At 60.8% G+C, this 25,836-nt stretch carries 26 protein-coding genes and 1 pseudogene; 12 read left to right on the top strand and 15 right to left on the bottom strand.

Annotated elements, in window-relative coordinates:
• Positions 1 to 19: 19 nt before the first annotated feature.
• Entirely contained in the window at positions 20 to 247 is a 228-nt protein-coding gene (locus tag N5A93_RS13285; RefSeq protein WP_268955671.1) for an Arm DNA-binding domain-containing protein, read from the top strand.
• Positions 248 to 459: 212 nt separating this feature from the next.
• On the opposite strand, the gene N5A93_RS13280 is transcribed toward N5A93_RS13285, so the two are convergent.
• The 8 genes from N5A93_RS13280 to N5A93_RS13245 all read right to left on the bottom strand — a co-directional run bounded on the left by N5A93_RS13280 (position 460) and on the right by N5A93_RS13245 (position 5,251).
• Positions 460 to 1,431, bottom strand: coding sequence for a transglutaminase family protein (locus N5A93_RS13280; protein ID WP_268955586.1), 972 nt, complete (start codon positions 1,429 to 1,431; stop codon positions 460 to 462).
• The gene (locus N5A93_RS13275; RefSeq protein ID WP_268955585.1) at positions 1,428 to 1,571 is read right to left on the bottom strand and encodes a hypothetical protein; all 144 of its coding nucleotides are present in this window, start codon (positions 1,569 to 1,571) and stop codon (positions 1,428 to 1,430) included. Before N5A93_RS13275 ends, N5A93_RS13280 begins: the two co-directional genes overlap by 4 nt.
• A gap of 82 nt (positions 1,572 to 1,653) precedes the next feature.
• Positions 1,654 to 2,187, bottom strand: coding sequence for a hypothetical protein (locus N5A93_RS13270; RefSeq protein WP_268955584.1), 534 nt, complete (start codon positions 2,185 to 2,187; stop codon positions 1,654 to 1,656).
• A 77-nt stretch (positions 2,188 to 2,264) separates the two neighbouring features.
• Positions 2,265 to 2,402 (bottom strand): hypothetical protein, encoded by a 138-nt coding sequence (locus N5A93_RS13265; protein WP_268955583.1) that lies wholly within the window; start codon positions 2,400 to 2,402, stop codon positions 2,265 to 2,267.
• 132 nt (positions 2,403 to 2,534) lie between these two features.
• Positions 2,535 to 3,341 (bottom strand): transglutaminase-like domain-containing protein, encoded by an 807-nt coding sequence (locus tag N5A93_RS13260; RefSeq protein ID WP_268955582.1) that lies wholly within the window; start codon positions 3,339 to 3,341, stop codon positions 2,535 to 2,537.
• 13 nt (positions 3,342 to 3,354) lie between these two features.
• Positions 3,355 to 4,158 (bottom strand): hypothetical protein, encoded by an 804-nt coding sequence (locus N5A93_RS13255; RefSeq protein WP_268955581.1) that lies wholly within the window; start codon positions 4,156 to 4,158, stop codon positions 3,355 to 3,357.
• Between the two features lie 437 nt (positions 4,159 to 4,595).
• The gene (locus N5A93_RS13250; RefSeq protein ID WP_268955580.1) at positions 4,596 to 4,940 is read right to left on the bottom strand and encodes a hypothetical protein; all 345 of its coding nucleotides are present in this window, start codon (positions 4,938 to 4,940) and stop codon (positions 4,596 to 4,598) included.
• Complete coding sequence (locus tag N5A93_RS13245; RefSeq protein WP_268955579.1) at positions 4,937 to 5,251, bottom strand: hypothetical protein; 315 nt, start codon at positions 5,249 to 5,251, stop codon at positions 4,937 to 4,939. Before N5A93_RS13245 ends, N5A93_RS13250 begins: the two co-directional genes overlap by 4 nt.
• Positions 5,252 to 5,512: 261 nt before the next feature.
• On the opposite strand from N5A93_RS13245, the gene N5A93_RS13240 reads away from it, so the two are divergent.
• The 3 genes from N5A93_RS13240 (at position 5,513) to N5A93_RS13230 (ending at position 6,764) form a co-directional block, all read left to right on the top strand.
• Complete coding sequence (locus tag N5A93_RS13240; protein WP_268955578.1) at positions 5,513 to 5,950, top strand: hypothetical protein; 438 nt, start codon at positions 5,513 to 5,515, stop codon at positions 5,948 to 5,950.
• Positions 5,947 to 6,360: a hypothetical protein gene (locus N5A93_RS13235; protein WP_268955577.1), complete on the top strand. Its 414-nt coding sequence runs from the start codon at positions 5,947 to 5,949 to the stop codon at positions 6,358 to 6,360. Before N5A93_RS13240 ends, N5A93_RS13235 begins: the two co-directional genes overlap by 4 nt.
• A gap of 215 nt (positions 6,361 to 6,575) precedes the next feature.
• Positions 6,576 to 6,764: a hypothetical protein gene (locus N5A93_RS13230; protein WP_268955576.1), complete on the top strand. Its 189-nt coding sequence runs from the start codon at positions 6,576 to 6,578 to the stop codon at positions 6,762 to 6,764.
• Between the two features lie 58 nt (positions 6,765 to 6,822).
• Here N5A93_RS13230 and N5A93_RS13225 read toward each other — a convergent pair whose 3' ends face one another.
• Positions 6,823 to 7,557 carry a Crp/Fnr family transcriptional regulator gene (locus tag N5A93_RS13225; RefSeq protein ID WP_268955575.1) on the bottom strand — a complete coding sequence of 245 codons (735 nt, stop codon included), beginning with the start codon at positions 7,555 to 7,557 and terminating at the stop codon, positions 6,823 to 6,825.
• Between the two features lie 149 nt (positions 7,558 to 7,706).
• Between N5A93_RS13225 and N5A93_RS13220 the strand changes: the two genes are divergently transcribed.
• Entirely contained in the window at positions 7,707 to 7,943 is a 237-nt protein-coding gene (locus N5A93_RS13220) for a hypothetical protein (RefSeq protein ID WP_268955574.1), read from the top strand.
• 123 nt (positions 7,944 to 8,066) lie between these two features.
• On the opposite strand, the gene N5A93_RS13215 is transcribed toward N5A93_RS13220, so the two are convergent.
• From N5A93_RS13215 to N5A93_RS13200, 4 genes and pseudogenes are all read right to left on the bottom strand, one after another.
• Entirely contained in the window at positions 8,067 to 8,519 is a 453-nt protein-coding gene (locus N5A93_RS13215; RefSeq protein ID WP_268955573.1) for a hypothetical protein, read from the bottom strand.
• A gap of 132 nt (positions 8,520 to 8,651) precedes the next feature.
• A pseudogene (gene istB / locus N5A93_RS13210) lies at positions 8,652 to 9,323 on the bottom strand (IS21-like element helper ATPase IstB); the annotation flags it as partial.
• A gap of 462 nt (positions 9,324 to 9,785) precedes the next feature.
• Positions 9,786 to 14,930 (bottom strand): RecQ family ATP-dependent DNA helicase, encoded by a 5,145-nt coding sequence (locus tag N5A93_RS13205; protein ID WP_268955572.1) that lies wholly within the window; start codon positions 14,928 to 14,930, stop codon positions 9,786 to 9,788.
• 121 nt (positions 14,931 to 15,051) lie between these two features.
• Positions 15,052 to 15,975, bottom strand: coding sequence for an HNH endonuclease (locus N5A93_RS13200; RefSeq protein ID WP_268955571.1), 924 nt, complete (start codon positions 15,973 to 15,975; stop codon positions 15,052 to 15,054).
• Positions 15,976 to 16,395: 420 nt separating this feature from the next.
• On the opposite strand from N5A93_RS13200, the gene N5A93_RS13195 reads away from it, so the two are divergent.
• The 7 genes from N5A93_RS13195 (at position 16,396) to N5A93_RS13165 (ending at position 23,485) form a co-directional block, all read left to right on the top strand.
• Complete coding sequence (locus tag N5A93_RS13195) at positions 16,396 to 17,415, top strand: IS110 family RNA-guided transposase (protein ID WP_268955570.1); 1,020 nt, start codon at positions 16,396 to 16,398, stop codon at positions 17,413 to 17,415.
• A gap of 399 nt (positions 17,416 to 17,814) precedes the next feature.
• Positions 17,815 to 18,573: a DeoR/GlpR family DNA-binding transcription regulator gene (locus tag N5A93_RS13190; protein ID WP_268955569.1), complete on the top strand. Its 759-nt coding sequence runs from the start codon at positions 17,815 to 17,817 to the stop codon at positions 18,571 to 18,573.
• Positions 18,573 to 19,685 (top strand): ABC transporter ATP-binding protein, encoded by a 1,113-nt coding sequence (locus N5A93_RS13185; protein WP_268955568.1) that lies wholly within the window; start codon positions 18,573 to 18,575, stop codon positions 19,683 to 19,685. Before N5A93_RS13190 ends, N5A93_RS13185 begins: the two co-directional genes overlap by 1 nt.
• Positions 19,682 to 20,944 carry an ABC transporter substrate-binding protein gene (locus N5A93_RS13180; RefSeq protein WP_268955567.1) on the top strand — a complete coding sequence of 421 codons (1,263 nt, stop codon included), beginning with the start codon at positions 19,682 to 19,684 and terminating at the stop codon, positions 20,942 to 20,944. Before N5A93_RS13185 ends, N5A93_RS13180 begins: the two co-directional genes overlap by 4 nt.
• Before the next feature lie 60 nt (positions 20,945 to 21,004).
• Positions 21,005 to 21,898, top strand: coding sequence for a carbohydrate ABC transporter permease (locus tag N5A93_RS13175; protein ID WP_268955566.1), 894 nt, complete (start codon positions 21,005 to 21,007; stop codon positions 21,896 to 21,898).
• Positions 21,895 to 22,695 (top strand): carbohydrate ABC transporter permease, encoded by an 801-nt coding sequence (locus N5A93_RS13170; RefSeq protein ID WP_268955565.1) that lies wholly within the window; start codon positions 21,895 to 21,897, stop codon positions 22,693 to 22,695. Before N5A93_RS13175 ends, N5A93_RS13170 begins: the two co-directional genes overlap by 4 nt.
• A 7-nt stretch (positions 22,696 to 22,702) precedes the next feature.
• A complete protein-coding gene (locus N5A93_RS13165) occupies positions 22,703 to 23,485 on the top strand; it encodes a phosphodiesterase (protein ID WP_268955564.1) in 783 nt (260 codons plus the stop codon).
• A gap of 177 nt (positions 23,486 to 23,662) precedes the next feature.
• Here the strand turns inward: N5A93_RS13165 and N5A93_RS13160 are convergent, their stop codons facing one another.
• Both N5A93_RS13160 and fabI read right to left on the bottom strand, forming a co-directional pair.
• Positions 23,663 to 25,081, bottom strand: a complete 1,419-nt coding sequence (locus N5A93_RS13160; RefSeq protein ID WP_268955563.1) for a bifunctional enoyl-CoA hydratase/phosphate acetyltransferase — start codon at positions 25,079 to 25,081, stop codon at positions 23,663 to 23,665.
• The gene (fabI, locus tag N5A93_RS13155; RefSeq protein WP_268955670.1) at positions 25,059 to 25,832 is read right to left on the bottom strand and encodes an enoyl-ACP reductase FabI; all 774 of its coding nucleotides are present in this window, start codon (positions 25,830 to 25,832) and stop codon (positions 25,059 to 25,061) included. Before fabI ends, N5A93_RS13160 begins: the two co-directional genes overlap by 23 nt.
• Positions 25,833 to 25,836: the final 4 nt, after the last annotated feature.

Here is a 25,836-nt window from a genome sequence, read left to right as displayed (position 1 = left end):
CAGCGCTGCGCAACCGGCGCTGTCAGCGCGGTTCGTGGAAACCGTGACCGAACCTGGTAGGTATTTCGATGGCCAGGGCTTGTTCCTTCGCGTCGCCAAGAACGGGGCGCGGCAATGGGTGCTGAGCATCACCATTCGCGGCAAGCGGTGCGAACCCGGACTGGGAAGTCCGCCCGCAATGTCTCTGGCAACCGCCCGCAGGCAGGCTCTGGAGAATCGGGGCGACGCTCACCTCAGGGCGACCTGAAGCAGGTAAAAACGGCTCAGAGCCGACCTTGATCACGCGACTCGATTGCTGCGGTGCGGTCCGTCATTCCGGACTTTCGTTGCAGGTGAAAAGATGGGTGATGTGCGAACCCCTGCAATGCAGGATTTTATTGCCACCGGGTTGTCAAACTCGAGGATCCGTTCCCCTCGGCTTTGCGGACTTTCCATGCCGATGGCACACAGATTGCATCTTCAGAGCCGATCGCGTTTTGGATTCGGGCACGAAGTGGCCCGATCTTCCATAGCCGCTGCATGATCCTGGGCTGCAATACGAACCGCGACTCCGACCGACAGATCGCAAGGCGCGCCCCGAGCGCCTGAAAAACTGCCCGAAACCGGCACAATCTGGTGAATGTCGCGACCGACTGCGACTGGAATCAGGTTCTGCGATCCGACGCTCCGGTTAGTTGGATCAAAGGCAATCCAACCGGCACCGGGGATAAATACTTCGGCCCATGCATGTGTAGATCCTGAATCCGCCGATCCAACGAGGCCCATTTCGGGGTCGGTCAGATAGCCCGAGACGATTCGGGCCCCCAGGCCAAGACGGCGGGCGGCCTCTGCAAGCAGGACCGCGAAATCGCGGCACGAACCCCATCTCCGGTCGAGGGTCTCGATCGGCGACTGGGTGCCCTCGTCATCGCGGCTCTGGTAGGAAATCTGCGTGAATACACCATTGCTGATGTCCTTCAGAAGAGACAGCGTGTCGGTGGAGCGCGCCATGACAAAGTCATCGACCCATCTGGCAAGGTGGCCATCGGCGTCGTCGTATTGCGGTATCGTCAACGGACCAAGGTCCGTCCATTCGTCGGCAGCGTAGACAAAGGGATACTGGGCGGCCGAGGCGGCGATGGCAAAGACCGGCCAGGCTGGCGCGGTCAGTTCCACGCTGGCGCTGCTCTCGATCTCCAGATGATCTGTCGGACCGTCAAACACGGCGGTGGCGATGGCGTTGCCGGCCACGTCATGCGCCCATGTCACGAGCGCCGTCGGCGTAATGGACAGAGCGTACGAACGGAGCCGCAATTCTCGCGTTTCCCGGGGACGCAGCATCAACCTGTGTGGTCCAAGAGAGACCGCGTGCCTGTATCGGTAGGTTGTGGTGTGAACGATGTCGAGACAGGCCAAGATGGGGTTCCAGTAGGTTCGAGGAAGATGGATCACGCGCCGATGCGGATCAGCGGCTGCGAGATGAGCCCCGACCGGCGGGCACCGCGCTTCGCCAGGCGTTCGACCCCTTGCAGCGCCGACAAATCCGCTCTCCGAAACCTTCGCTCCAGAACAAGGTATCGCATCGCAGGCATTGGCGTTCCTGCGGAACGTCGCCAAAGGCCCTTGCGGTCGCGATGTTTGGGGGTGCACCCTCGGCGATGGTCTTGTTCGCCATCAACTCTGTCCCGCTACGTGAGGGCTGCGCGAGGACGCCGGTGTTTCCGGTCTTGGAGGCATGCCTTCGTTCTCGGCGGCCCGGATTGACGCATCGTCGCGCGTCCCTTGAGTGAGCGTCTTCGACGTCAACACATTCAGATCGGGATCTGGCGTCCCGCGCCCTGAGTAGAGATGTCGCAGATGCGACTCGGAGACACCGTCGGCCTGCATCACAAGGCGCACCATCGGATCAGCCAGCATTTCCTCGAGGAAGAAGTCGGACAACGCCCTGCCCGTCAGCTTGTCCCTTGCCCGCGCATGGTCCAAGTCGGCAAGGGAAACGGTCAGAGTCCGCGCAAGTCCGGGATGCGATGTCCGGGGATGAAGGTTTACCAAGACTGAGGCTTTCCAAGCCTCGGGATCCTGTTGATCGGGCGGTGAAACCAACTCCGTTTCGATCTCGTACTCTCCCGCCGGGAGCGTCTCGGCAAAGCCTGGAACGGTGAACGGTTGGGAAAAAACCGCAATGGTCTTGCTTGTCAAATCTTCCATTGGCGTGATCCTCTCCATTGTTGCTGCGGGTTGTCCGCGCCCCCTTTTATGAAAGGGGCGCGTGGCCTGCGCAGATCTCAAGATGTCTTGGATTCCGTTGGCTTTTCCTTGCCGGCGGTCTTGGGCTCGTTCTCCTTGGCAGGGGTCTTCGCGGTTTTGGCTGGGTTCGGCTTCATTGCGGCCGCAGCCTGAGAGGTGAGGTCCTTGAAGGACATGTCATTGATCCTTTGATTGGCCGACACCAACTCCTTGTCCATGACGGACAGGGATGCTTGGCATCGGTATTATCTATATGGGGACTGGCGACCCGATTTACGATGGCGCACCGCAAAGCAGACCAAGATCATTCAGGCCACTTCATCAGTCCACACCTTGAATTCCGTCAAAGTGTTCTGACCGAATGTCTGGGTCAAAGGGACATCGGCGGCATCGCGGCCGCGCGCGATCAGAATTCTCGCAAACCTCGGCTTGTTGTTCCGCGGGTCGAACATGTGCCATTCACCGGCGAGAAAGACCTCCATCCACGCGGCGAAGTCCCCGGGCGGATGCGGCAGCGGCTCGCCGATATCGCTCAGATACCCGGTGCAGTAGCGGGCCGGAATGTTCATGCAGCGACACAAGGCGATGGCGAGGTGGGCAAAGTCGCGGCAGACGCCCTGTCGCTCGGCAAGGGTCTGTGATGCGGTGCGCGTCGCTCTCGCCTGCATGTAGTCAAAGCGGACACGCCCGTGCACGAAATCGCAGATTGCCTGAACGCGTGACCATCCGGGTTCAGTGAACTCGAAACGGCGCCACGCTTCCTCGAACAGGAGGTCGGTATCGCAATACCGGCTTCCCTGCAGAAACACGAGCGTATCGGAAGGCAGGTCCTGAACCGTATGCTGCCAAGTGCCCGGGGATACGGGATCAGGCTGGCCCGTGTCGCGGAAGATTCCATCCGTCGACATGCAGAAGTCGCCCGCCGGAGCCATGAGGCGCGTACACCAGTTGCCGAAGCCATCCCGGTAGCTTTCGAGCGGCACGCTCGGCGATGTGACGAGATAATCTGCGCGCTCCAGATCGCCGAAGCGCGAGTAGTGGACGTTCAGCAGCGCGATCAGCGGCGTCGGCTGAAGGAAACTGTATCGCAGACGACATCCGATGCTGACGCGCATGTTCCTGTCACCTTTATCTTCCAAGGACGCACGCCCCTTCGGAGAGATGGAAGCCCCGATCGCAGCTCCACCGGTTGCCGGATCGGTCGAGATAGGCGTTTTCGGGGAGATCAATGGCCACGCAGGCGCCGTCTAGCGGCTCGTATCCCCGCTCACAGTTCCAGCCCGATCCATAGGATGCCCGGTCAAGATAAGCGTTCGCCGGTAAGACAATGGCGTCGCATCGGTCGCCGATCTCGAAGAAGCCTCTCTCACAAGCCCAGGCAGCGCCGAAGCTTGCATTGGTCAGATACGCGTTCGCTGGCACGTCAATCGGCATACATGTCCCTGCGACGGCCGCATAGCCGCGATCGCAGGTCCATCCCGTCCCCGAACTGTCTTCTGTCAGATAGGCGTACTCGGGCAGAACGATCAGCACACATGCGTCGCGCTCCTGCCGGTAGCCGCGTTCGCATTGCCAATCATCGCCGTAAGACCGGAGGAAGGCATTGGCGGGAATCGGGATGGGATTGCAGGACGTCCCGCTCACTTCCTGATAGCCACGTTCGCACTCCCACCCCGTCCCGTAGGAGCGCCCGGTTGGATAGGCATGCTCGGGGATATCGAGCGCCAGGCATTCGGCGCCCTCCACCCGGTAACCGAGATCGCAGACCCAGCCGTCGCCATAGCTCCGCTCGACCGCATTTTCCGGCAATGGCCCGGTGCCATCCTGCGCGAACACCGGAAAGGCAAGAGATGCCAACACACTTGCCGCGATGGACAGTCTGGCAATCAACCGTGCCAACGGCGTTGTTCTTTGCTTGATGGGGCGGGTCATGAGCATTGCCTTTCAGGCCATTGGCCATTGAGAATTCTAGCCGTGACGCCAGTTATTTTGGGGAGGTCGCCGGTGCCTTACGGATCACCGCACGAGGCGCGGCGCCCGGTGTGGTCCCGCCGGGTTCCCCGGTCTGGGCAGCATCCTCTCGTTCTCAACGGACAGTATGAGCCATGCGTCCAGGCATCATCGGGACGTCATCCATCATCATCACGCCCCCTTCAGGTGCGCCGCTTCCTCCAGGACATGTTCCTTCCAGTGGCAGTCACCGCGAAAGACACCTTTGTCCCTGACTTCCAGGATCCAGTTCCTCTCCCGGGCGGGAGCGCCTCCGGACTGTGCGGGGCGGTCGCAGGAGAGCGGGTCGAGCCCCTGTCCGCAACTTATCGAGACGCTTCGATGGTCATGTCCGTCCCAAATTGCTGTTCCACTGTTGCTCACAGTTCGAGTTCCGCGAGACAGGCCTGCGCGATGTCGCGGTCCGGCGCGTCGGTTCCGGGCATGGTCGCCCAGCCCGCCGTCATGAGCGCATCGCGCCGCTGGTAGGTCGCGGCGGCCCGGATCGTTTCCAGCTTGTCCGCCCGTGCGGGGTCGGACCGCGCCATGTCGAGGCAGACCGGCACCATGGACGCGACAACGCCGTCACGTGACATCGCCATCGCCCTGTCGTTCGAGGTGCTGCCGGTCACCCAGCCGCCCCAGGTGAAGCCGACCAGGCCTACGAAAGCCGCGCCGATCACGGCGCCGTAGATACCGGGCTTGAGCCATTCGGGAGTGTTCATGTTCTATCCTCCAGCGGAGAAAGCGCCGCCTCGCTGTGATTGTTCAGTTCGGTTGTAACCGCATCCCGGCTCAGCGCCTCATTCAGGTCGCTCTCGGTTGTCACCCGCATCTCGCTTCGCCCCGCGCGAGGACCCTTGCCGTGCACCCTGAGGTATGTCGCCGTCCGTCTGTAGGCCTCGAAGTTCAGCCCCTGGAGAAGCTCCTCCTCGGCAAGAACTTCGTAGTCGCCCGCGGGCAAATCGTCCGGGTATCCCGGCAAGGTGAACGGATTCGCAAACGTCACCGTCGATCTGGTCGACCGCATGGTCATCTCTGATCTCCGCATTGTTCGCAGATCCGTCGCTTTTCACTGCTGGCGGCCCCTCTGGTCCGGGGCCTGAGCAGTCGAACGATTGCTCCTCTTGTACCTCAGGATCGTTCAACAGACGCTGACACAGGTTAGCCCCGGGCCCCGAACCGGCTTTGACCTCCCTGGGGACAGTCACCTGCGCTGACCTGTGTAAGGGCGCCGGGACCGACCTGCGCGTACATACGGGGAAACAGGGACGATTTACGCCGCTGTAACCAAGGAATGGAATTCACGATGGCCGACCCCAATTTTCTCAACCCGCACCCGCCCGAGTTCGATCGATTTCTATATGCGCCTGTCGGCGAGGACAGGAACGGATACGTTGTGACGGTTCTCTCAACCTTCGCGCGCCTCGGCCTCGATCCATGGCAAGAAGCGGCTCAACTGGTTACACTGGAGCGCGAGGCCGCACGAGTGCGGTTGGGGACATTGCTTGCTCGATTTCGGGATGTTCCCGCGCTCGCAAGCGATCATGGCCGCGTCGCCAGAGACTTGAGCCAGCTGCTTCCCGAAGCCCGGACGTCAAGTAGCCTGAAGCGAGCCGCGTCGACGGTGGCCGATGGCCGCCCGGGAACAAGCGGCGTAATCTGGGCGGTACTCGCGATCATCTTTGTGCTGTTTCAGATGTTTATGGCAGGCGGATTGGGGTCTGTCGAATGACCGTCTTAACCGAACCCGCAAGAAAGCCACCCCATTCGGCACACAAGTCGGGGACGCTGTCGCCGCGCGAACAGGGCGTGCTCTGGGACATGGAAGAGCACTTCTGGACCAGTGGCGCCGACAACGCGCGGGCGACGACAGCGACCAACGCCGTCATGGTCTTCCCTTATCCGCCAGGCATTCTCGAGGGTGACCAGATCTGGACCCATCTTCGACAGCGGACCGGCTGGCGCTCCGTTGTCATGGCCGAACGGCGCGTTACGCGATGTCGTGACATCGCCATCCTCACCTACCGGGTCTCGGCAGAGAAAACAGATGTGCCAATCTACAAGGCACTCTGCGCCTCGACCTATCTTAACGATGACGACAAATGGCTGAGGATTTCCCACCAGCAAACTGCGGTGACTTGAGAAGCGCATAGACAATCGACCTGCCGCAGGCGCCGGGACTAACCTGCGTCAGTGCGGCGAGGCCGTTACATCGGTTAGCTGAGATGTGCCCACCGAATATTTGGTGGTGCATCTATTTCCGAGTACCCGAGAAGCGCGCGGGCGTGCCGAACCCCAAAAGGTCGACATTTCAGCGCGCTTCTTATTCTCGGAACGTCCAGGAAAGGACAATCCCAATGACTCCCGAACAGAACAAGACTGCCGAAAAGATGAAATCCGTGAAAGCCACATGGGACAAGGCGCCCTCTGGTCCGAAGAAGGACGCGGCGCTGAAGCACTACCAGGCAGCCGAGAAGGCGAACACGGCGAAGAATGACGCCGAGACCAACAAGGAACTTGACGCTGCGACCCACGCCCTCGCGTGATCTCCTGCGTCTGACGTGATCACCGGGGTCGCCTGCCGAGCAACGGAGGGCGGCCCTTCTATTTCAGGAGTGGCCCGGTCTGGTCCAGATATGCCGGATCGAACTCGGCAAGCTCAGCCAGCCCGACATAGTCGTGAAACGTCACATGGCCGTCCCGAAATGTTACCAGTCCATGTTCGCGGAGCTGCCGCAAGGTGCGGTTCACGTGCACCGCGCTCAGCCCCAGCGTATCGGCGAGGTGATACTGCGTCAGCGGGCACTCGAACCCATCCTTGCTGCCCATGCCCACCAGCGCCAGCCTCGACCCCAGTTCCAGCAGGAAATGCGCCATGCGGGCATCCGCGTCGCGCCTTCCGATCCCGACCAGATGCTCCACGACCATCGCCTCGTCCCTTGACGCGGCCCAGAGTATAGCGGTCGCCAGGCGAGGGGTCTGGGCGAACGCTTCCAGCAGGTCGCTCGTCAGCACTTCGGCAGCCTCGATGTCGACGATGGGCTCGAAGCTATGGTCCGAAGTGTGCAAGAGAACGCTCCGCAACCCCAGAAAATCCCCCGGCACCTGAAAATCGACGATCTGGCGCGTCCCGTCGGGCTGGAGCTTGTAGGAACAGACCCAGCCCGCGGACAGAATATAGGCGGCCCGAGCCGTCTGGCCCTGATGCACCATATCGCGCCCCGCTACAAAGGACCGGCGGCGCTGGTGCAGTCGTTCAAGCACGGTCAGTTCGGCCTCCGACAGGGCGACGAAGGCCGAAAGCTTGCGGGTCAGCGGGCTATGTTCAACTGATGCCATCGGGCCTCCTGGCCTGTCGTCACCCAAGTGCGGAAATCGACCCGGACACTGCTCTGGATCAGCCCAGCATAGAGCAACTCCTGCGAGAAGTACGGATGCATTCGAACCTCACCTGCCACCGGTTCACAGTGCCAAGGAAGGAAATCCACATGACAACTCCGAGCGAGCACGCAGGCCAGGCCGCCCTATCGATTTGCGAGGCGCTCCTGCTTGCCATGAATGATCGCGGGCTGCTCCCGGAGCACGAGATCGTGGGGGTTCTTCGCGACGCCGCGGCTTCCCATCAGAACGCCGTCGGCACGGAACTCGAAATGGCACAGCACCGATCCGTCGCGGATTTGATCAACGCGATCATCGCCGGCGGAAACTCGGTGCGACGCCCGTGATGCAATGCGGCGGCGGTCTCGATCCATAATCTCGAAGTATTTCCCGAACAGGGTACCTCCGCCTTGCGCGCGTTCAACAATCGGTCCTTTGTGGAAGCGCTGCACATGTGCAAAAGGGAGCCTTTACTTAACGGTAATACGAACCGTATCCCCATGTATTTTAACCGTTTCTTTTCCCGGCCTGTCCGCCACAAAGATTGTCTCGTAAACTGGGGTCCGGCCTTTGCAACCACCACTTTTGCGCACACCAAGTTTGCCGAATACAATGTGACCCGTCTTTAACGTTGGATCCAGATTTCTCTTGTTTCTTGCAAGATCAGCTTTGCTGGGCAGCTGCCCACATTCACCACGGGCCCCATGAACTATAGCGGCTTGACCCACCTTAAGTGTAACACTGCTTCTAAATTTCACTTTGTTTGAACTATCCGCCTGCGCAACAGGAGCAAAGGTCAAAACCGAAAGCCCTGCGAGCAACGCAACTGATGTGGATTTTAGAAAGTTCATGGTTGCAGCTACTCCAATGCTAATGCTCTCATTATGCATAAAACGGTTTCCACCCAAGCGCACCATTGCCATCAGCGGAGTAAAATTCGGCCATTGGGGCGGAGCAAAAGCCGGCCAGTTTGGCGCGAGCGCCTTGGAGCGTGCGGCCCTCATATAGCAAGCCCGGTCCAAGGCGCATTGGCCGTCAGGCCAATACTGTGAGGTTCATTTGTTAGCGGCGGCGAGGCGGGCGCGGCTTTGATTGAGGCGGTAGCTTTCGCCGTTCATCTCGAGGATGTTGACCTGGTGTGTAAGCCGGTCCAGCAGCGCGCCGGTCAGGCGTTCGGTGCCGAAGGTTTCGGTCCACTCCTCGAAGGGCAGGTTCGACGTGATCAGGGTCGATCCTCGCTCGTAGCGCTGTGAGATCAGCTCGAAGAGAAGCTCGGCGCCGGTTTTGCTCAAGGGGACGAATCCCAACTCGTCGATGATCAGCAGTTTGACCTTGGCAAGTTTGCGCTGGAGTTGCAGGAGGCGTTTTTCGTCGCGGGCCTCCATCATCTCGTGCACGAGGGCGGCGGCGGTCACGAAGGCGACAGGCAATCCTTTCTGGCAGGCAGCCAGTCCCAGCCGGAGGGCGACATGGGTCTTGCCGGTGCCGGAGGGACCGAGCGCGATCACATTCTCCTTGCGTTCGATCCATTCGCAGCGCGCCAGCTCCAGCACCATCATCTTGTTGAGCGACGGGATCGCCTTGAAGTCGAAGCTGTCCAGGCTTTTGACCGCCGGGAACTTTGCGGCCTTGATCCGGCGTTCGACCATGCGCCGTTCCCGGTCGATCAGTTCCAGCTCGGTCAGCCGAGCCAGGTAACGCACGTGATCTACGCCTTCAGCGGCGCAGATATCCGCCGATATCCCGGCGGCTCCGAATAGGCCAACATCCTCGCAACACTGTCCCGGCTGATCCCAAAACCCCGGGCAATCTGGCGTCCGCTCAATCCATCCTGGAAATGAGCGTGACGCACCTTCAAATACAATTCCACGGTGTATATCCCCAAGCCCTCCCGAAATCCGAAAGGGCAAAAGTGGACGACTTTTACGCCGCCCGCGACAACACTATGCCGTCGCTACCGTGGCCGAGTATTGCTCCGCCGTTTACAAACTTCATGGCGGCGAGATAGTCCCTCACGGCATAAGGGCCAAGGTCGAACCGTCGATTCAGGTCAGGTCATATCAACGCGTCCGTCAGAGCTGATCTTGTGCGTATGGCCCAATGCGTCTGACCCTGCTTGTCAGGCCGACGCGACCAGCCCTGAGCGGTCCTTCATCGCAAGTGCAGCGAACGCGACCGCTTAACCGCCCCTACTTGCCGTTATGATCCTTTCTGAAAACCCTTTCAGCCCCCTTAACCTCTTCGAAGACCAGTTCAGGGACAACGACTTCCCAATTGGCGCGCTTCAGCAAGTGATGAAAGCGCTCATCGGCATCCTCTCTACTCCACTGTATAATGGCCGCGATCTCGCCGGTGACAAATTTCGTGCCAATCGGTGGCGCGAATGCTTTTGACATCCGCCCGAGGACCCGCCCTCGAGAATCCTCGATCTGCCAGCGATCCCCGACACTGGAGAGCCTGACTGGCGCGCCGACCTGTGCTTCGGCGATCGCTTCATGAACAATGTGCCGATCACCTTGGCGTCCTGCGAATGACAGGTCGACCATCTTCAGTTCGGGCGATTGAAAGAACCGGCGCGGTCGAGGGACCGTCGCCAAGTCGGGCACCACGTGCCGCGTGATCACGGAAGGCGACTCGGTGGGAAGGTATTCGTGATTGTCATTGCTCATGACGATCAAATTGCGCCGCGCACGTGTCATGGCGACATAGAACAATCGCCTCGGCGCGTCTTGATCTTCGTTTCGCGAGGGCCGTTCCCAACCACCATCCAGGATCACGACATCGTCGAATTCGAGGCCCTTCGCGCGGTGCGCCGTCAACAATTTGAGGCCGCGCTGCTCGCCCCATGAATCCTTCGACCATTCAGCAAACCATTCGATCACGTCGGGGGTCGGGAGCGATTTGCCATCAACTTCACGCGCAAGTTGGCCAAGACCCTCGCCGATCCGGTCAGTCCAACGGCTTGCGGGTATCGCATTCAGGGTTTCGGTCAGGTTGCCCAAGCTGACCATAGCCCCATGCCGCTCGCGCAGACCGCCGATAAATGTCTGCATCTCACGGGTGCGCCACACACTTGGCAAGTTCTCGTTCGCCATTTCAACAGGAATTCCATGCGCCTCGGCAAAGTCGCGGACCGACAGAAGCTTGCGCCAATCTCGAGAAATGATTGCCGCGCCCTTCCAGCTCCAATCCGGGATAAGTTTTGACAGGCGGAGCATCTCGTTGACCGCTGCAAGGGCCTGAGCGTCATTTCCGGCCGGACAGCCAAGAATTTGGACCCGCCCCTGCGCAACCGGGTCGAGGCCTTCCATGATACCCCCGGCCAAGTCCTTTCGCCGCGATTGGTCAACGGTAATCCCATGCGCTGTTTTCATACGTTCCCGAGATCCTTCGATCACGGCGTTGGCTGCGCTGATGATGTTTTTCGACGAGCGATAATTGTCGGTCAGAAAGACCGGCTTGGCTGAATAATCCTGTTCGAATTGCCGAATGTGACGCACCGATGCACCGGCAAACGCATAGATATTCTGGTCGTCATCGCCGACCGCGAACAGGCTGATCCGTTGATCGGGGTCGTCAATGCTGCGACCGGCCACCGCAGCGATCAAGGCGTATTCCTCGGACCCCACGTCCTGATATTCGTCTACGAGAATCCAGCGGAACCCCTGGATCAAGGTCTCTCGCAACGCTTCGGCCTCGACTTTGTCCAGCCCATCGCCACGCAAGAGACGTGCGGCATCGGTCAGCAGCGTCTCAAAATCAGGTTCATCGGACCCTGCCTGTCCAGCGAAACTCGCGCCAACCAACCGCATGGCCAAGGCATGGATGGTCAAGACTGTCACGAAGCGGGCATCTTCGCCAATCAGTAGGCGCAGGCGTTCCCGGATCTCTGCGGCCGCGTGACGATTATAGGCAAGCACCAGTATACCGTTTGGGTCTTCGCGCTTGATCCTGACCAGATAGGCAACACGATGGACCAACACGCGTGTCTTGCCTGATCCCGGCCCCGCGAGCACAAGCACATTGGTCTGCTCGCGGTCGTCACGCACGATCTGCTCTTGTGTCGAATTTCCCAGGTTGTCGACGATTTCGGCGTAAGACTGGGGCGTTGCTTGCCGTCTGTACTCCGAATTTTTCCCTGGCATCCAAGATTTCATGAAGTCGGACTGCTCCATTGCGAAATAGTCATGTGCGAGCCGCTGGGCCTGATCCATATCGTCGATGCCTTTGGTGGCATAAGCCGCCATCACGTGGGTCTGAACGGTCTGTTCGCTGTAATGGTCTTCGAGCGGCGCGAAATGCTGGGTGGTAAAGCCACCGCCTTTCGGATTGATGTGCAACGTCATGGCCGAGCGGAACACGGACAATCCCTTGCCCAAAGTCACCACCTGCTGTTCGTGTAGCCACAGAAGCGCACGGTCCATCAGCTTTGACGGGTCGTTGACAGATGCCCGCAATAGCGCATCGCTGTTGATCGCGGCAAGAAGGTCGCCAAGCGTGGTCTCGACAGGAACATCTTTCCCACGCAGGCCGGCCTGAACCTTGTCGATCAAGTATGAAACCAACCGCTCTGCCGCCTGCCTGCGAAGCTGAGCGGTCTGCTCGATTACCGCCAACGATCTTTGCAGTCGCACCATCAGACTGCCTTTGGACACCTTGCGCAGGCCGATATTGCCTTTGCCGCCATCCATGTCGCGGCCATCCTGCGCAATCCCACGGAGCAACCCCTCGACAATGTCGGGCCGCACAGAGGCGTGTCCCTGCTCCCGCAGGGCCTGCGCCACCAAGGCCAGATGGCAGGGCAAAGCCTCGTTGATGTCCGCGTCTGGCGCTTGCTCTCTAAGGATCGCAATCAGGTCGGCTTCCAACCGGGATGCCGCTTCGAACCGCTTCGGCGAGGCATTCTCGACACGCACATGCACGAAGATGGTGATGTTTGTATCATCCTTTGCAATCCCCAGGGCTTCGAGATCCGCCAAGGCCTTGCGCACGCCCGACACTGTCAGCCCACTGACCCCGCAAAGTTCGTCCGTGGTGATGCCCTCTTCCTGCGGCGCGTTGATGATATGCTGCACGATGGCGGCCAGATCCTGCCGCCGCCGCTCGGTGATCTCGGCGGATGCAAGGATTTCGCGGACCTCGTGCATGCTCCTTACCCGGAGCGAGGCAGGAAACACCTGCACCCGGTTTTCTTCACGGTTCAGAAGGTGCGCCTCTTCCAGCCAGGCGACGGCCGTCTTCACCCGCGTATCGTCGGTATGACTGTCTCGCAGGAAATCTCGATCTTTCTCTTCGTGAACGATCTCGCCCGGGGTCGCAACGATCTCACCGCCTTTTCCGGTCCGTGCATCAAGGCGCCGAAGCGCCTTCAGGATCGCGCCGATCTCGTGCCGCGCGAGTCGAGACCGCGCGCTGAGGCTGAACTGACGATCGACGTCTTCGGTGTTGAACAGAAGGACGCAGTTTGCAGGCTCGCGGTCCCGTCCCGCGCGCCCCGCCTCTTGCAGATAGTTTTCCAGCGACCCCGGCACGTCCCCGTGAACCACCAGACGGATGTCCGGCTTGTCGACCCCCATCCCAAAGGCGTTGGTGGCCGCGATTACGCGCAGATTACCGACGCGGAAGTCCTCCTGGATCTCACGCTTGTCATCGGCGCTAAGGCCCGCATGATACCGGTCAGCGGCGATGCCCTGTTGTTTTAAGAACTCCGCCACGCGCTCGGTGGCGTTCCGGGTCGCGCAATAGACGACCGCCCCCGACGCACCCTCACTTGGAAGCTGGGCCTCGATCGTGTCGAGGATATCGGTCATCTTGGTTGCCCGCTGCGTTGGCAACACCTGGAAGCTTAGGTTCGAGCGCGATGCGCCACCGTCGATCAACGCCAGCTCGGATCCTAACCGCTCTTTGAAATGACTGCGGATGTCCTGCACGACGTCCGGCTTTGCCGTTGCGGTCAAGCAAAGCACCGGAGCCGGTTCGTCGCCTGAGCTTTCCTTAATAAATCGCGAAACGTAGCGATAGTCGGGTCGGAAATCGTGCCCCCATTTGGATACGCAGTGCGCCTCGTCCAGCACCCACAGCCCCACCTCGCGCTGTGCCAGAACAGACCGAACTGTTGTGCTGCGCAATTGTTCGGGCGAAATCAAAAGGATCGCAGCATCCCCAAGCCGCACCTTGTCGAGCGCATCCTGACGCTCGGGCAAAGACAATAGCCCGTTAATTGTAACCGCCGAGGAAATTCCGGCCCGAACCAAGCCCTGAACCTGGTCCGCCATCAGCGCCACAAGCGGCGATATGACGACGGTCAAGGCCCCGGTCTTGTCGAACCGAGACAGCGCGGGGATCTGGTAGCAGATGGATTTGCCCGTGCCCGTCGGCAGGATGCCCAGCAGGTTGTCGCCTTCCATGGCCGTCGCCACGATCTTTTCCTGAAGCGGGCATCCGTCCTCGTCGACCGGTTCCGGGCGAAAACCTGGAAAGCCGAACCAGCGTTCGAGTGCGCGGGTGGGATCGTTGTGCTCTGCGCAATAGGCACAGTTCGGATCACGACAATTCGTATCCCTCAGGTCCTTGACGAGCCGGGCTGCGTCACGGAACTGCGCCCGCACCCAGGGCGGCATGACAGAATCCCCACCAGCAACCGAAATCCAGGCAAGGGCATATGCCATCGGCCAGCCCAGCTTGGTGTCCGAGAGCCGCTCGAGCACGGCGCCCACCTGCGCGCCGCAGGCCGCCTCTTCCAGAAGCTTCTGAATGGCCGCGTGCGCTTCCGCTTCTGTCGGGATGGACGCCCCGCGCACGTCGCTGAACAAGCGATCAAAACCGTCGCTACCGGGTCCTCGGCAGCACAGCCAGTGATAGGCCATCACCGTCTCTGGCGACAACGCGTGCAGCGATAAGAAGGCGTCGATCTGGTTGCGAAGGACCTCGAACACAAGACGCGCGTCGAACTCGGGATCGTTGACGTGACCACTTTGAAGCCGCCCATCGCGGTAGTGTTTGATCAGATGATGATAGGGATTGCGCGGGAACGCCAAGGGGTTGAGCCACAGCGTGTCAATCGGGCCATCCGCAAGCTTTGCAAAGCCCGGCGAGACCGCCATGAGATGCGGCAGGTCATGGCGCAGAATATTGTGCCCAATGACATGTGCAAAACCGGCGCAAAACAGGTCGAGTTTTTCAAGCGCGGCCTTCGGGTCACCGTGCCGATGAACAATCCCCTCTCCATCGCCTTCCGGCACGGCTGCAAAGGCGAATATCTGAGCTTCCTTGGGTTCGACCTCGAGATCAATCGACAGACAGCGCGACAAGATTCTGGTTTGTTCCCGCGGCATTTGAACACTGTCAATTCCCGGCGGATCAGCCTCGGCCTTTCCAGGCTGCTGTGGGCGGCCTCGGCCAAGGGCCTTTGATATGCCGCGGGAAATTATGTTTTTCATACTGGCAGGTTAATATCTATTCCCACGGAGCGGAACCTTCAGCAACCATCTGACCAAAAATGTTCTCCCGGTGCCATTTCAGATTTGCGGGGTGCGGCCAGTTTCTTTTGTCCTCAGGTTGCCAGATCTTTCCATCCGGGCTTAACAGCCGGTCGACGACATCACCCGGCACCTTGTTGCGAGACACAAGGATTGTTTCGTTGTCATCGGCGACCGAGATCAGCCCACGATCAAACATCCAATGCAATGTACCTGACAGCGCCAGCCCGTTTCTCACGGAATCGCTGCCGTTATGTTCTACCGGGCGGATATGGGCGGCTTGCACCTCCGGGCGCCCTCCGCCGTTTCTGAGCTTCAGCCCGGACATGGCGCAGCGGTAGTCGTAAGCCTCACGCACCTTCCGGCGGAACGCGACATCCCGGTATGGGCGCCGAGTGAGACGTTCCAGAACCGGACGCTCGAAAATCCCGGCCTCCTCGGCCACCTCAGAACCCTCTGGATCGTATCGTGTCGCTTCTTGCCTCTCGAGGTCGTCAGGAAGCCCCAATCGCACGATCCGAGCGAAATCCTCATCCGGGAGACGCCGAACCGCGAGCTGCACGGCGCCACCCTTCTTCGGGGTTCCATCTGGTTCCGTGAGTGCCTGTTCCAATGGGCTGCCATCGATCAGCCTTGGAACTTCAGTGTCGAACGGCAGGAAGCTGCCTGGCTCGATCATGGCGAGGAAGCGACCCTCAACCCCGGGCTTCGGGATCACCTGCTCGATCTTTGCAACCGCGAAATACCCACGCGGCCCAGCCTTCACTGGCTCATAGTAAATGATCCAGTCGCCCAAGGCCTCTCGGACAGCCGTGAGGTAGCTCCGCGGAAAGTCGTAGACGACATCAGGCTCGTCGTCATAAATAGAGTTCGCCTTATGTAGCAGCACAAGCTTTGTCATGCTCCCAGGGAATACAATCCTGAGCAGAACGCAAGCGATCAATCGATGGAAACCATCAAGAACCGGTTTACAGCGCACCCGCTAAATTATTGATATTGCGTGAGGTAAAATGTACCAGATTTACGGAAAATAATAATGAAATCAGTTGTCTAATGCGGATTTAATGTCCACCCACACCTTCGTTGGCACCAGCCGTGGAGACAGGTGACACTTGGCGCATCTCGCCAGCGCCTGGATGCTAACAGTCTCCCGCTCATAAACGCCCCAGGTTCGGGCATGCAACCACAACGACAGAAGCCGGTCGTGCCGTGAAACCTTCCCAAAACGGCCCAAAGTGGATGAGGTGGATGGCTCCTGCTCCACCGGCATCAAACGTGCCAAAGTGCAGTTGTCATCGACTGCAAGGAAAGGAGCCATCCAATGACAGTAAAGACCGTAGGCTTGGATTTGGCCAAGGATGTTTTTCAGGTTCACTGCGTCTCCGCGACGGGACGCCGGATCGTCAACAAGAAGATCAAGCGCGCAAAACTGCTGACATTCTTTGAGACACTGCCGCGTTGTGTTGTGGGCATGGAGGCGTGCGGATCAGCCCATCATTGGGGTCGCGAGCTGCGCAAGTTAGGCCACGACGTTCGGCTCATGCCTGCAGCCTATGTCAAACCCTACGTGAAGCGCGGCAAGACGGACGCGGCCGATGCCGAAGCGATCTGCGAAGCTGTGCGCCGCCCAACGATGCGGTTTGTTGAGATCAAGTCTGACGACCAACAGGCCGTGCTCGCAATCCATCGTGCGAGGGATCTGGTCGTGCGCCAGCGCACCCAGGTCGTGAACATGATCCGCAGTATCCTGCGGGAGTTCGGGCATGTCTTGCCCACCGGTATTGAGGCGGTGTCCAAGTTTGCCCGTGAGTTCGGCACCGAAGAGCGCTTGGAGATACCAGAGATTGCAGACGGTATTCTCGGCGTAATGTGTCATCAATTGAACGGCCTCAATGCTCGCATCGACGGGCTAACGAAGCTGATCGAACAACATGCATGGCTGGACGCCGATGCCCGGCGGCTGATGCGTATGCCCGGGATTGGCCCGATCACGGCGTCTGCCATCGTCGCAACCATCGGAGATGCAAGACAGTTCAGGACCGGACGCGATCTGGCGGCGTGGCTGGGGCTGACACCCCTGAACAAATCGAGTGGTGGAAAGGAACGTCTTGGACGGATTACCAAGAAGGGTGACCGGTATATCAGAAAGCTGTTGATCGTCGGAATGACATCACGGGCGCTGATGGCAAAGAACAAGCCAGAGAAAGCCGACACTTGGACCGCCAAGATGCTGGCCGAGAAGCCATTCCGGCTCGCGACCGTTGCCATGGCGAACAAATCCGCCCGGATCATCTGGGCACTTCTAACGAAACGTGAAGAATATCGGCAGCCGGTCGCCTGATCGGACCAACCTGCCAAGAGATGCAAGACGCTTGATGTGATGATCCGAAACGAAGTCAACCAAAAGCAAGAACACTCCGACGAATGTCCCGGCCTTCAGAGGTCGTTTAGCCGATAGGAACCTTGCTTGCGGAACTCATCAGGGCCAGTGGCGACCGCCGCGCAAACAGGCCGGACACACGACTGTACTGACAGACCGTCGCAATCACAAAAACGCTTGCAATGCAGGAGCCATCCACACACGTCATTCGAGGTGGTTTTGAGATGCTGCGGCGGCAGCCCGCATTGCCGACATTCGATGCGGCTTGCAGAGTGAGCCGATACATGCGGTGCTTTTATGAGCACTGATTTCATTCAGTCGTCATAATTTGTGCTCATAAGAGCACGCAGGGGGCACCGGATGAACAGACAATCGGCGATTCTCGAAACGGCACAATCCCGCGGGCGGGTCATGGTGGACGAACTGGCAGCTGCCCTGCACGTTTCCGCCCATACCGTCCGGCGCGATATCAACGCGCTTTGCGCGCAGGGAAAATTGCGGCGCCTGCACGGCGGGGCCGAATTCATCGAAGGCAGTTCGAACCTGCCCTATTCGGCGCGTACCTCGCTGAATGTAGCGGCCAAGCAGAGGATCGCGGCCCAGGTCGCGGGGCTGATCCCAGACGGGGCCACGCTGTTTTTCTCCATCGGCACGACCCCGGCCGTGGTTGCCGCCGCGCTGGCCGAGCGGGAGGGCCTGACCGTCATCACAAACAACCTGAACGCGGCGATGGCCCTTTCCGAGGCACCCGGTGCGCGGATTGTCATTCCCGGCGGGGAATTGCGCCTGCCTGATCGGGATATTCTAGGGCCACTGGCACAAGAGCTTTTCGGGGCCTACCGCGCGGATTTCGCCATTTACGGGGCCGCCGGGATCGACACCGACGGCTCCCTGCTGGATTTCCACGCCCCCGAGGTGCGCATCCGCCGCCAGGCACAGGAAAACGCCAGACAATCCGTTTTCGTCGCGGATAGCTCGAAATTCGGTCGCCGCGCCCCGGCGGTCGGCGGTCACCTCGACGAGGCCGACCATGTCGTGACCGAAGCCGCGCCCGGCGCGCCTTTTGCCGGGTTGCTGGACTCGCTTGACGACCGGCTGATCATCGCGGGAGAGAACTGATGAGTTTTCTGAGCCTCGACAGCCTCACCCGGCAATGGAACGGACAGGGCGGGGTCCAAGATATCAGCCTTGAGCTTCAGCAGGGCGCCTTCCTGTCGATTCTCGGCCCCTCGGGCTGCGGCAAATCCACGATGCTGCGCCTGATCGCGGGGCTCGAACAGCCGCAGGCAGGGCGCATCACGATTGATGGCCGCGACGTGACAGCTCTGCCCGCCGCGCAACGCAACCTGTCGATGGTGTTCCAGTCCTACGCGCTCTTTCCGCACCTCAGCGTGGCCGAGAACGTGACTTTCGGACTGAAGGTGCGGCGGATATCGCGCGCCGAGCGGGAGCGACGCCTGTCAGAGGTGCTTGCCATGACAGGGCTGGAAGGTCTGGAGCAGCGCAAACCCTCCGAGCTTTCGGGCGGCCAAAGGCAGCGCGTGGCGCTGGCCCGCGCGGCGGTGGCGGAGCGGCCGCTTTGCCTGATGGACGAGCCGCTTTCGAACCTCGATGCCAAGCTGCGCCACTCGGTGCGCCGGGATATCCGGACGCTGGCGCGCAAGCTGGCGCTGACGGTGGTTTACGTGACCCATGATCAGGGCGAGGCGATGAGCCTGTCGGACAAGGTCGTGCTGATGCGGGAGGGCCGCATCGAACAGATCGGCACGCCATCCGATCTCTACGCGCGCCCGGCCAGCACCTTCGCCGCGCAATTCATAGGCGATCCGCCGATGTCGCTGATCGAAGCTGCCGCGCTTGGGCAAGAGGGCGCTTTTACCATAGGCATGCGTCCCGAGACCGTCTCGCTTGTGCCCGCCGGTCAAGGCGATCTTGACGCACGGATCGACGATTTCGAGTATCTGGGCGGCGAAACCCGGCTTGCGCTTTCGCATCCGGGCGCCGAAGGGCTGGCTGCGATCCTGCCGGGCCCGGCCAAGTTTGAGCCCGGCCAGACGGTCGGTGTCATGATCCCCAAGGAAAACCGGCTCCTTTTCGACTCCGTCACCGGAAGCCTCGAAAAGGAGCCGCAGCAGAATCCAAAGGCGCGCATTCGCCAAAATCCCGCGCCCAAGGATGGCCATAGGGCCCCCACTTCAACCCGAACAGTCAAAGAGGACCTCTCAAAATGACCCGTTTCACTGCTGTGTCCGCCATATTGGCGGCCTCCACCGCGCTCGTCAATCCGGCCGTGGCCGAGACCGAATTGACCATGTATTACCCCATCGCCGTCGGCGGCGCGCTGACCGAAGTGGTCGATGGGATCGTCGCCGATTTCGAGGCGCAAAACCCCGACATCACCGTCAACGCGATCTACGCCGGCAACTATGATGACACGCGCATCAAATCGCTTGCGGCGCTCGAATCCGGCGAACCGGCGCAGCTTGCCGTGATGTTTTCCATCGATGCCTATGACCTGATCGAGCAAGACCTGATCGTGCCCTTCGAGAGTGTCATCGAGACCGAGGCGGAGCAGGACTGGCTGAGCAGCTTCTACCCCGCGCTCATGGCCAACGGCCAGATCGAGGGCCAGACATGGGGCGTGCCGTTCCAGCGGTCGACCATCGTCGCCTACTACAACAAGGACATGTTCCGCGCGGCGGGGCTCGATCCGGAAAACGCGCCGACCACCTGGGACGAGTTGGTGGAGATGGGCAAAGCCCTGACGAGCGACGACCATCACGGGTTGATGATCCCCTCGACGGGCTATCCCTACTGGATGTTCCAGGCGCTGGGGATCCAGAACGGTCAGGAGCTGATGTCAAACGACGGGCTGACCACCTACTTCGACGATCCCGATACCATCGAGGCGCTCGAATACTGGAAGTCGCTCTCCACCGAGCATGGCATCATGCCCGAGGGCACCGTGGAGTGGGGCACGCTGCGCCAAGCCTTCCTCGAGGGTGAGACTGCGATGATGTGGCACTCCACCGGCAACCTGACGGCGGTCAAGAACAATGCCGAGTTCGATTTCGGCGTTGCCATGCTGCCCGGGCAGGAGCGTCTTGGCTCGCCGACCGGAGGGGGCAATTTCTACCTCTTCAAGGACTCCACCGAAGAGGAAAAACAGGCCGCGCTTGAACTCATCAAGTTCATGACCGCGCCCGAGCAAGCCGCGAAGTGGTCCATCGAGACGGGCTACATGGGTGTCTCGCCCGCCGCTTATGAGACCGAGGCGCTCAAGGCCTACACGGCTGAATTCCCGCCCGCCCTCGTGGCGCGCGATCAGCTTGAGCACGCCGTTGCCGAATTCTCGACCTTTGAGACGGCGCGTGTGCGTGACGGCCTGAATGCCGCGATCCAATCTGCGCTGACCGGCGACAAGAGCCCCGAAGAAGCACTGGCCGAGGCGCAGGCCGCCGCCGAACGTCAACTGCGCGCCTACAAGTAAGCGCCTGCAATGCCCTGTGCCGGGCCGGTTCCTGGAGCCGGCCCGGCCGTGGAGACCCTCATGACCGACGCCTTCACACTGGAACGCCGCCGCCGCGCCCTGCACGGCTGGCTTTTGCTGTCGCCCGCGCTCATCATGCTGACGGCATTTGCCTTCTATCCGTCGCTGGCCACCATGGTGACCTCGCTCTGGTCGCGCGGCACCCGGCGCAATCCGGCGGAATTCGTCGGGCTTGAGAATTACCGATACCTCTTCGAGGATCCGACCTTCTGGCAGGTGGCGGGTAACAACCTCCTCTACGCGCTTGTCACCATCCCGGCTTCCATAGCGCTGGCGCTGATCATGGCGCTCTGGGCCAACTCGAAACTGCCTGCGCGCAGCTTCATCCGCACCGCTTACTTCACGCCCACCGTGCTGCCGATGATCGCGGCGGCGAACCTGTGGCTGTTCTTCTACACGCCGAGTTTCGGCATCCTGAACCAGATCGGCGCTCTGTTCGGAGCACAGCCGGTCAACTGGCTGGGTGAGCCCGAAACCGCGCTTTGGGCGATCTGCGTGGTGACGATCTGGAAAGAGGCCGGGTTCTTCATGATCTTCTACCTTGCCGCTTTGCAGACCATCCCGCCTGACCTGAAAGAGGCCGCCGAGATCGAGGGGGCAAGCCGCTGGACCTATACCCGCCGGATCGTGCTGCCTCTCCTGATGCCGACCACGCTGTTCATCCTCGTCAACGCGATGATCAACTCGGTCAAGCTGATCGACCACCTGTTCATCCTGACGAAGGGCGGCCCATCCGACAGCTCAAAACTGATCCTCTACTACATTTGGGAGAACGCGTTTGCCTATTTCGACAGACCATCAGCCGCAGCGATGACTGTGCTGGTGCTGGCCCTGATGGGGGCGCTGGCGGCATTCCAGTTCCTCGTTCTTGACCGGCGGGTGCATTACCGATGATCCGTTATATCGAACCCGCCGCCGCGATCCTTCTGGCTCTTCTGTGGATTTCGCCGCTGCTTTTTGCATTCTGGGCGGCGTTTCACGATGTCAGCGATGCGGTGAATTTCCGGCTGACCGCGCCGCTCACGCTCGACAATTTCCGCACCGCCTGGGCCGGTGCGCCGTGGTTTGGGTATTTCCTCAACACCTTCATGCTGGTCTCGCTGATCCTTGCAGGGCAGTTCCTGCTGTGCACGCTGGCCGGGTTCGCCTTCGCCCAGACCGTATTTCGTGGGCGCGATGCGCTTTTCATCCTCGTGCTGATGCAGCTTTTCATCCTGCCCGAGGTGCTTATTGTCGAAAACTACCGGGTCGCGGCCTCCTTGGGGCTGCTCGATAGTATTATGGGTATCGGCGCACCCTACATGGCCTCGGCCTTTGGCATCTTCCTGATGCGGCAGGCGTTCAAATCCGTCCCCAAGGATCTCGATGAGGCCGCCCGCGTCGAAGGCTGCGGCACATTGGGCGTACTTTGGCGGGTCTATGTGCCCGCCGCGCGCCCCACCTATCTGGCCTATGCCCTTGTCTCGGTGGCGACGCATTGGAACAATTTCCTCTGGCCGCTGATCGTCACCAACTCGCCCTCCACCCGGCCGCTGACGGTGGGCCTGTCGCTTTTCGGCGCGCCCGAGAACGGCGTCGATATCTCGGTCATCTCGGCGGCCACGGTCATGGTGATCGCACCGCTTTTGATCTGCTTCCTGATATTCCAGCGTCAATTCGTGCAGGCCTTCCTGACCGCAGGCGTGAAATGAGGACACCATGACCCGTATCCTGCAAATCTCCGATCTGCACATCATGCCCGAAGGGCAGCTTTTCCAAGACGCCATCGACACGGCGGCGGCGCTCCGACAAATGCTGTCCGGGCTGGCGGGCCTGTTGCCGGCCATCGGCCCGGTGGAGCGGCTGGTGATTTCGGGCGACCTGACGGAGACGGGATGCAAGGGGGCCTATGACCACCTGCGCGACATCATGGCCGAGGTGGCGCTGCCATGGCGCGCCATCCCCGGCAATCATGATTGTCGCGAGGCGATGCGCGCCTTTGCGGCGCAAGAGGGCTGGATGCCCGACCACGGCCCGATCAACTGGCGCGAGGATCTGGACGATGTCACCATCCTGGGCCTTGATACGCTGGTTGAAGGGGCTGCCCATGGCGCAGTGACCGATGCGACGCTGGCGTGGCTGGAGGCGACGCTGCGCGATCTGCGGCACCGTCCCGTGCTGATCTTCATGCATCATCCGCCCGTTGATACGGGGATATCCGCGATGGATGCCATCGGCCTCGCCCCCAATCCGGGATTCGAGGGCCTGTTGCGGGACCACGATGGCCCGGTGCAGATCGCCTGCGGGCATGTTCACCGCATGATCACGGGGCAGTTTGCCGGGCACCCGGTCACGATTGCCCCCGGCACCTCTCATGCTGTCGGTTTCGATCTTCGGATGAATGCAGGAATCACGTTCATACCGGGTCACTCCGGCGCTATACTGCACGATATCGGGAGCGCGTGCCGAACCCTGCTGATTTCGGCAGACGATCTGGGTTGATCGCCCCCCCATCGATCACGGCGAGAGGGGCCGCCTGAACCGCGCCGGGAAAGATCAACCGCGCGGCCGCGCCAATGCCATCCACCTGCCTGGACACGCGCAGCAGCGGTTCCGGCGCGCTGTCCTAACGGCCGAATTTGAGAGAGGGCGACCCGGCATTGCGCGTTAACAGCCCCGTCACGGGCGTTGGGCCGCGCTGTAGAGCGCGGCAATCGCGGCCGAGGCGAGCCGGGTCTTGGCATCATCCGCCCGGCTGGTCAGGATGATCGGCACACGCGCGCCGAGAACAACACCGGCGGCTTCAGCCCCGGCCAGGTACATCAATTGCTTGGCGATCATGTTGCCCGCCTCAAGATCGGGCGCGACAAGGATGTCGGCCTGCCCCGCGACAGGCGACACGATGCTTTTGGTGGCGACAGCACGCATCGAGATCGCGTTGTCGAAGGCCAGGGGACCATCCAGAAGCCCGCCGGTGATCTGCCCGCGATCCGCCATCTTGCAAAGGGCTGCGGCCTCGATCGTGGATTGCATGCGCGCGTTGACAGTCTCGACCGCCGACAGGATCGCCACCTTGGGCAGGTCGTTGCCGACGGCGCGGGCCAGGTCGATGGCGTTCTGGATGATGTCGGCCTTGGTCTCAAGATCAGGTGCGATGTTGATCGCGGCATCGGTGATGATCAGCGGCTTGGGATAGGTCGGCACATCCATCACGTAGACATGGCTCATCCGGCGCTCGGTGCGCAGCCCGCCGGTCCTGGACACAACGGCGGACATGACCTCGTCGGTATGCAGCGCGCCTTTCATCAGGGCGCGCGCCGCACCGGTGCGGACCAGATCGGCAGCCGCCTCTGCTGCGGCGTGGCTGTGGGGCGTGTCGACGATCTCCAGCCCCGTGATGTCCAGATCGTTTTCCTCTGCCACGCTGCGGATGCGCGCCGCCGGGCCCACGAGGATCGGGACAAGCACGCCAAGGTCTCGGGCCTGCAGCGCCCCTTCAAGCGAGGCTTTGTTACAGGGATGCACAACCGCCGTGGCCATCGGGTCAAGCGCCTGCGCACGGGCGAGCATTTCGCCATGGGCCTTGCCGTGTTTGTGCAGGACAAGATCGGGCATGGTCATCCGGGGCCTGCGTATCTTGCGGTCCGGCGCGATGACGCGGGCCACGCCCTCGATCACGGGCTTTCCATCGCCGTTCGTGCAGGTGCAGGCCAAGGTCAGGCGGTGCTTTTCCTCGTCGCGCTCTGTCACTTCCACGCGCACGACAACCGTATCGCCGACACCGACCGGCTTGAGGAACTTCAAAGACTGTTCAAGATAAATCGTGCCGGGGCCGGGCAATTGGGTGCCCAGAACGTTCGAGATCAGGGCACCACCCCACATCCCGTGCGCGATGACCTTGTGAAAGATATCACCTTCGGCGAATTCTTCATCCACATGGGCGGGGTTCACATCCCCGGACACAACGGCAAAGGCGTCGATGTCCTGCGCGGTCAGCGTCCGCACCAGTTCGGCCGAGTCGCCGAGTTTGATCTCATCAAACGGCCGGTTCTCGATAAACCCAAGCAGTTCGGGATCAGACAATATGATGCCCTCCATCAATATAAGCCGTGTTGCCACTGACCGAACTGGCAAAATCCGACACCAGACAGGCCGCCATCGCGCCCACCTCCCCGATGGTGGTCAGGCGATGCAAGGGCGCGCGGGTGCGCGCATCATCTATCAACATGTCGAAATGATCTATGCCCGAGGCCGCGCGGGTTTCCAAAGGCCCCGGCGAAAGGCTGTTCACGCGGATTTTCTTGCGGCCAAGTTCAACCGCCAGATAGCGGGTTGTCCCCTCCAACGCGGCCTTGACCGGCCCCATGATATTGTAGTGATCCACCACTTTCTCGGCCCCGTGATACGACACGGTCAGGATCGTGCCGCCATCCGCCATCAACGGCTCGGCGCGCTTGGCAAGCCGGATCAGCGAATGCACCGAAACATCCATGGCCGTCGCAAACCCCTGTTGAGAGCAGTCGACAACGCGCCCATGCAGATCGTCGCGCGGACAATAGGCAATGGAGTGCAGCAAGAAATCAAGCTTGCCCCATCTCTCTTTGATCGCGGCGAACACCGCATCGCTTTGGGCCATGTCGGTCACATCCAAAGGCAGGAACAACTCGGCATCGACCATAGTGGCAACCGGTTGCACAAAGAGGCGTGCTTTGTCGTTCTGATAGGTCAAACACAGTTGCGCACCCGAGGCGTGAAAGGCCGCGGCGCATCCCGCCGCGATGGACTGTTCATTGGCGACACCAACGACAAGACCGACCTTGCCTTTAAGAAAATCATTCCGTGGCAACATGCGG

The organism is Roseovarius salincola (genome assembly GCF_026891095.1).
Classification (GTDB): domain Bacteria; phylum Pseudomonadota; class Alphaproteobacteria; order Rhodobacterales; family Rhodobacteraceae; genus Roseovarius; species Roseovarius salincola.
The sequence above is the reverse complement of the archived record's forward strand: the minus strand, read 5'-3'. Positions and strand labels throughout refer to the sequence as shown.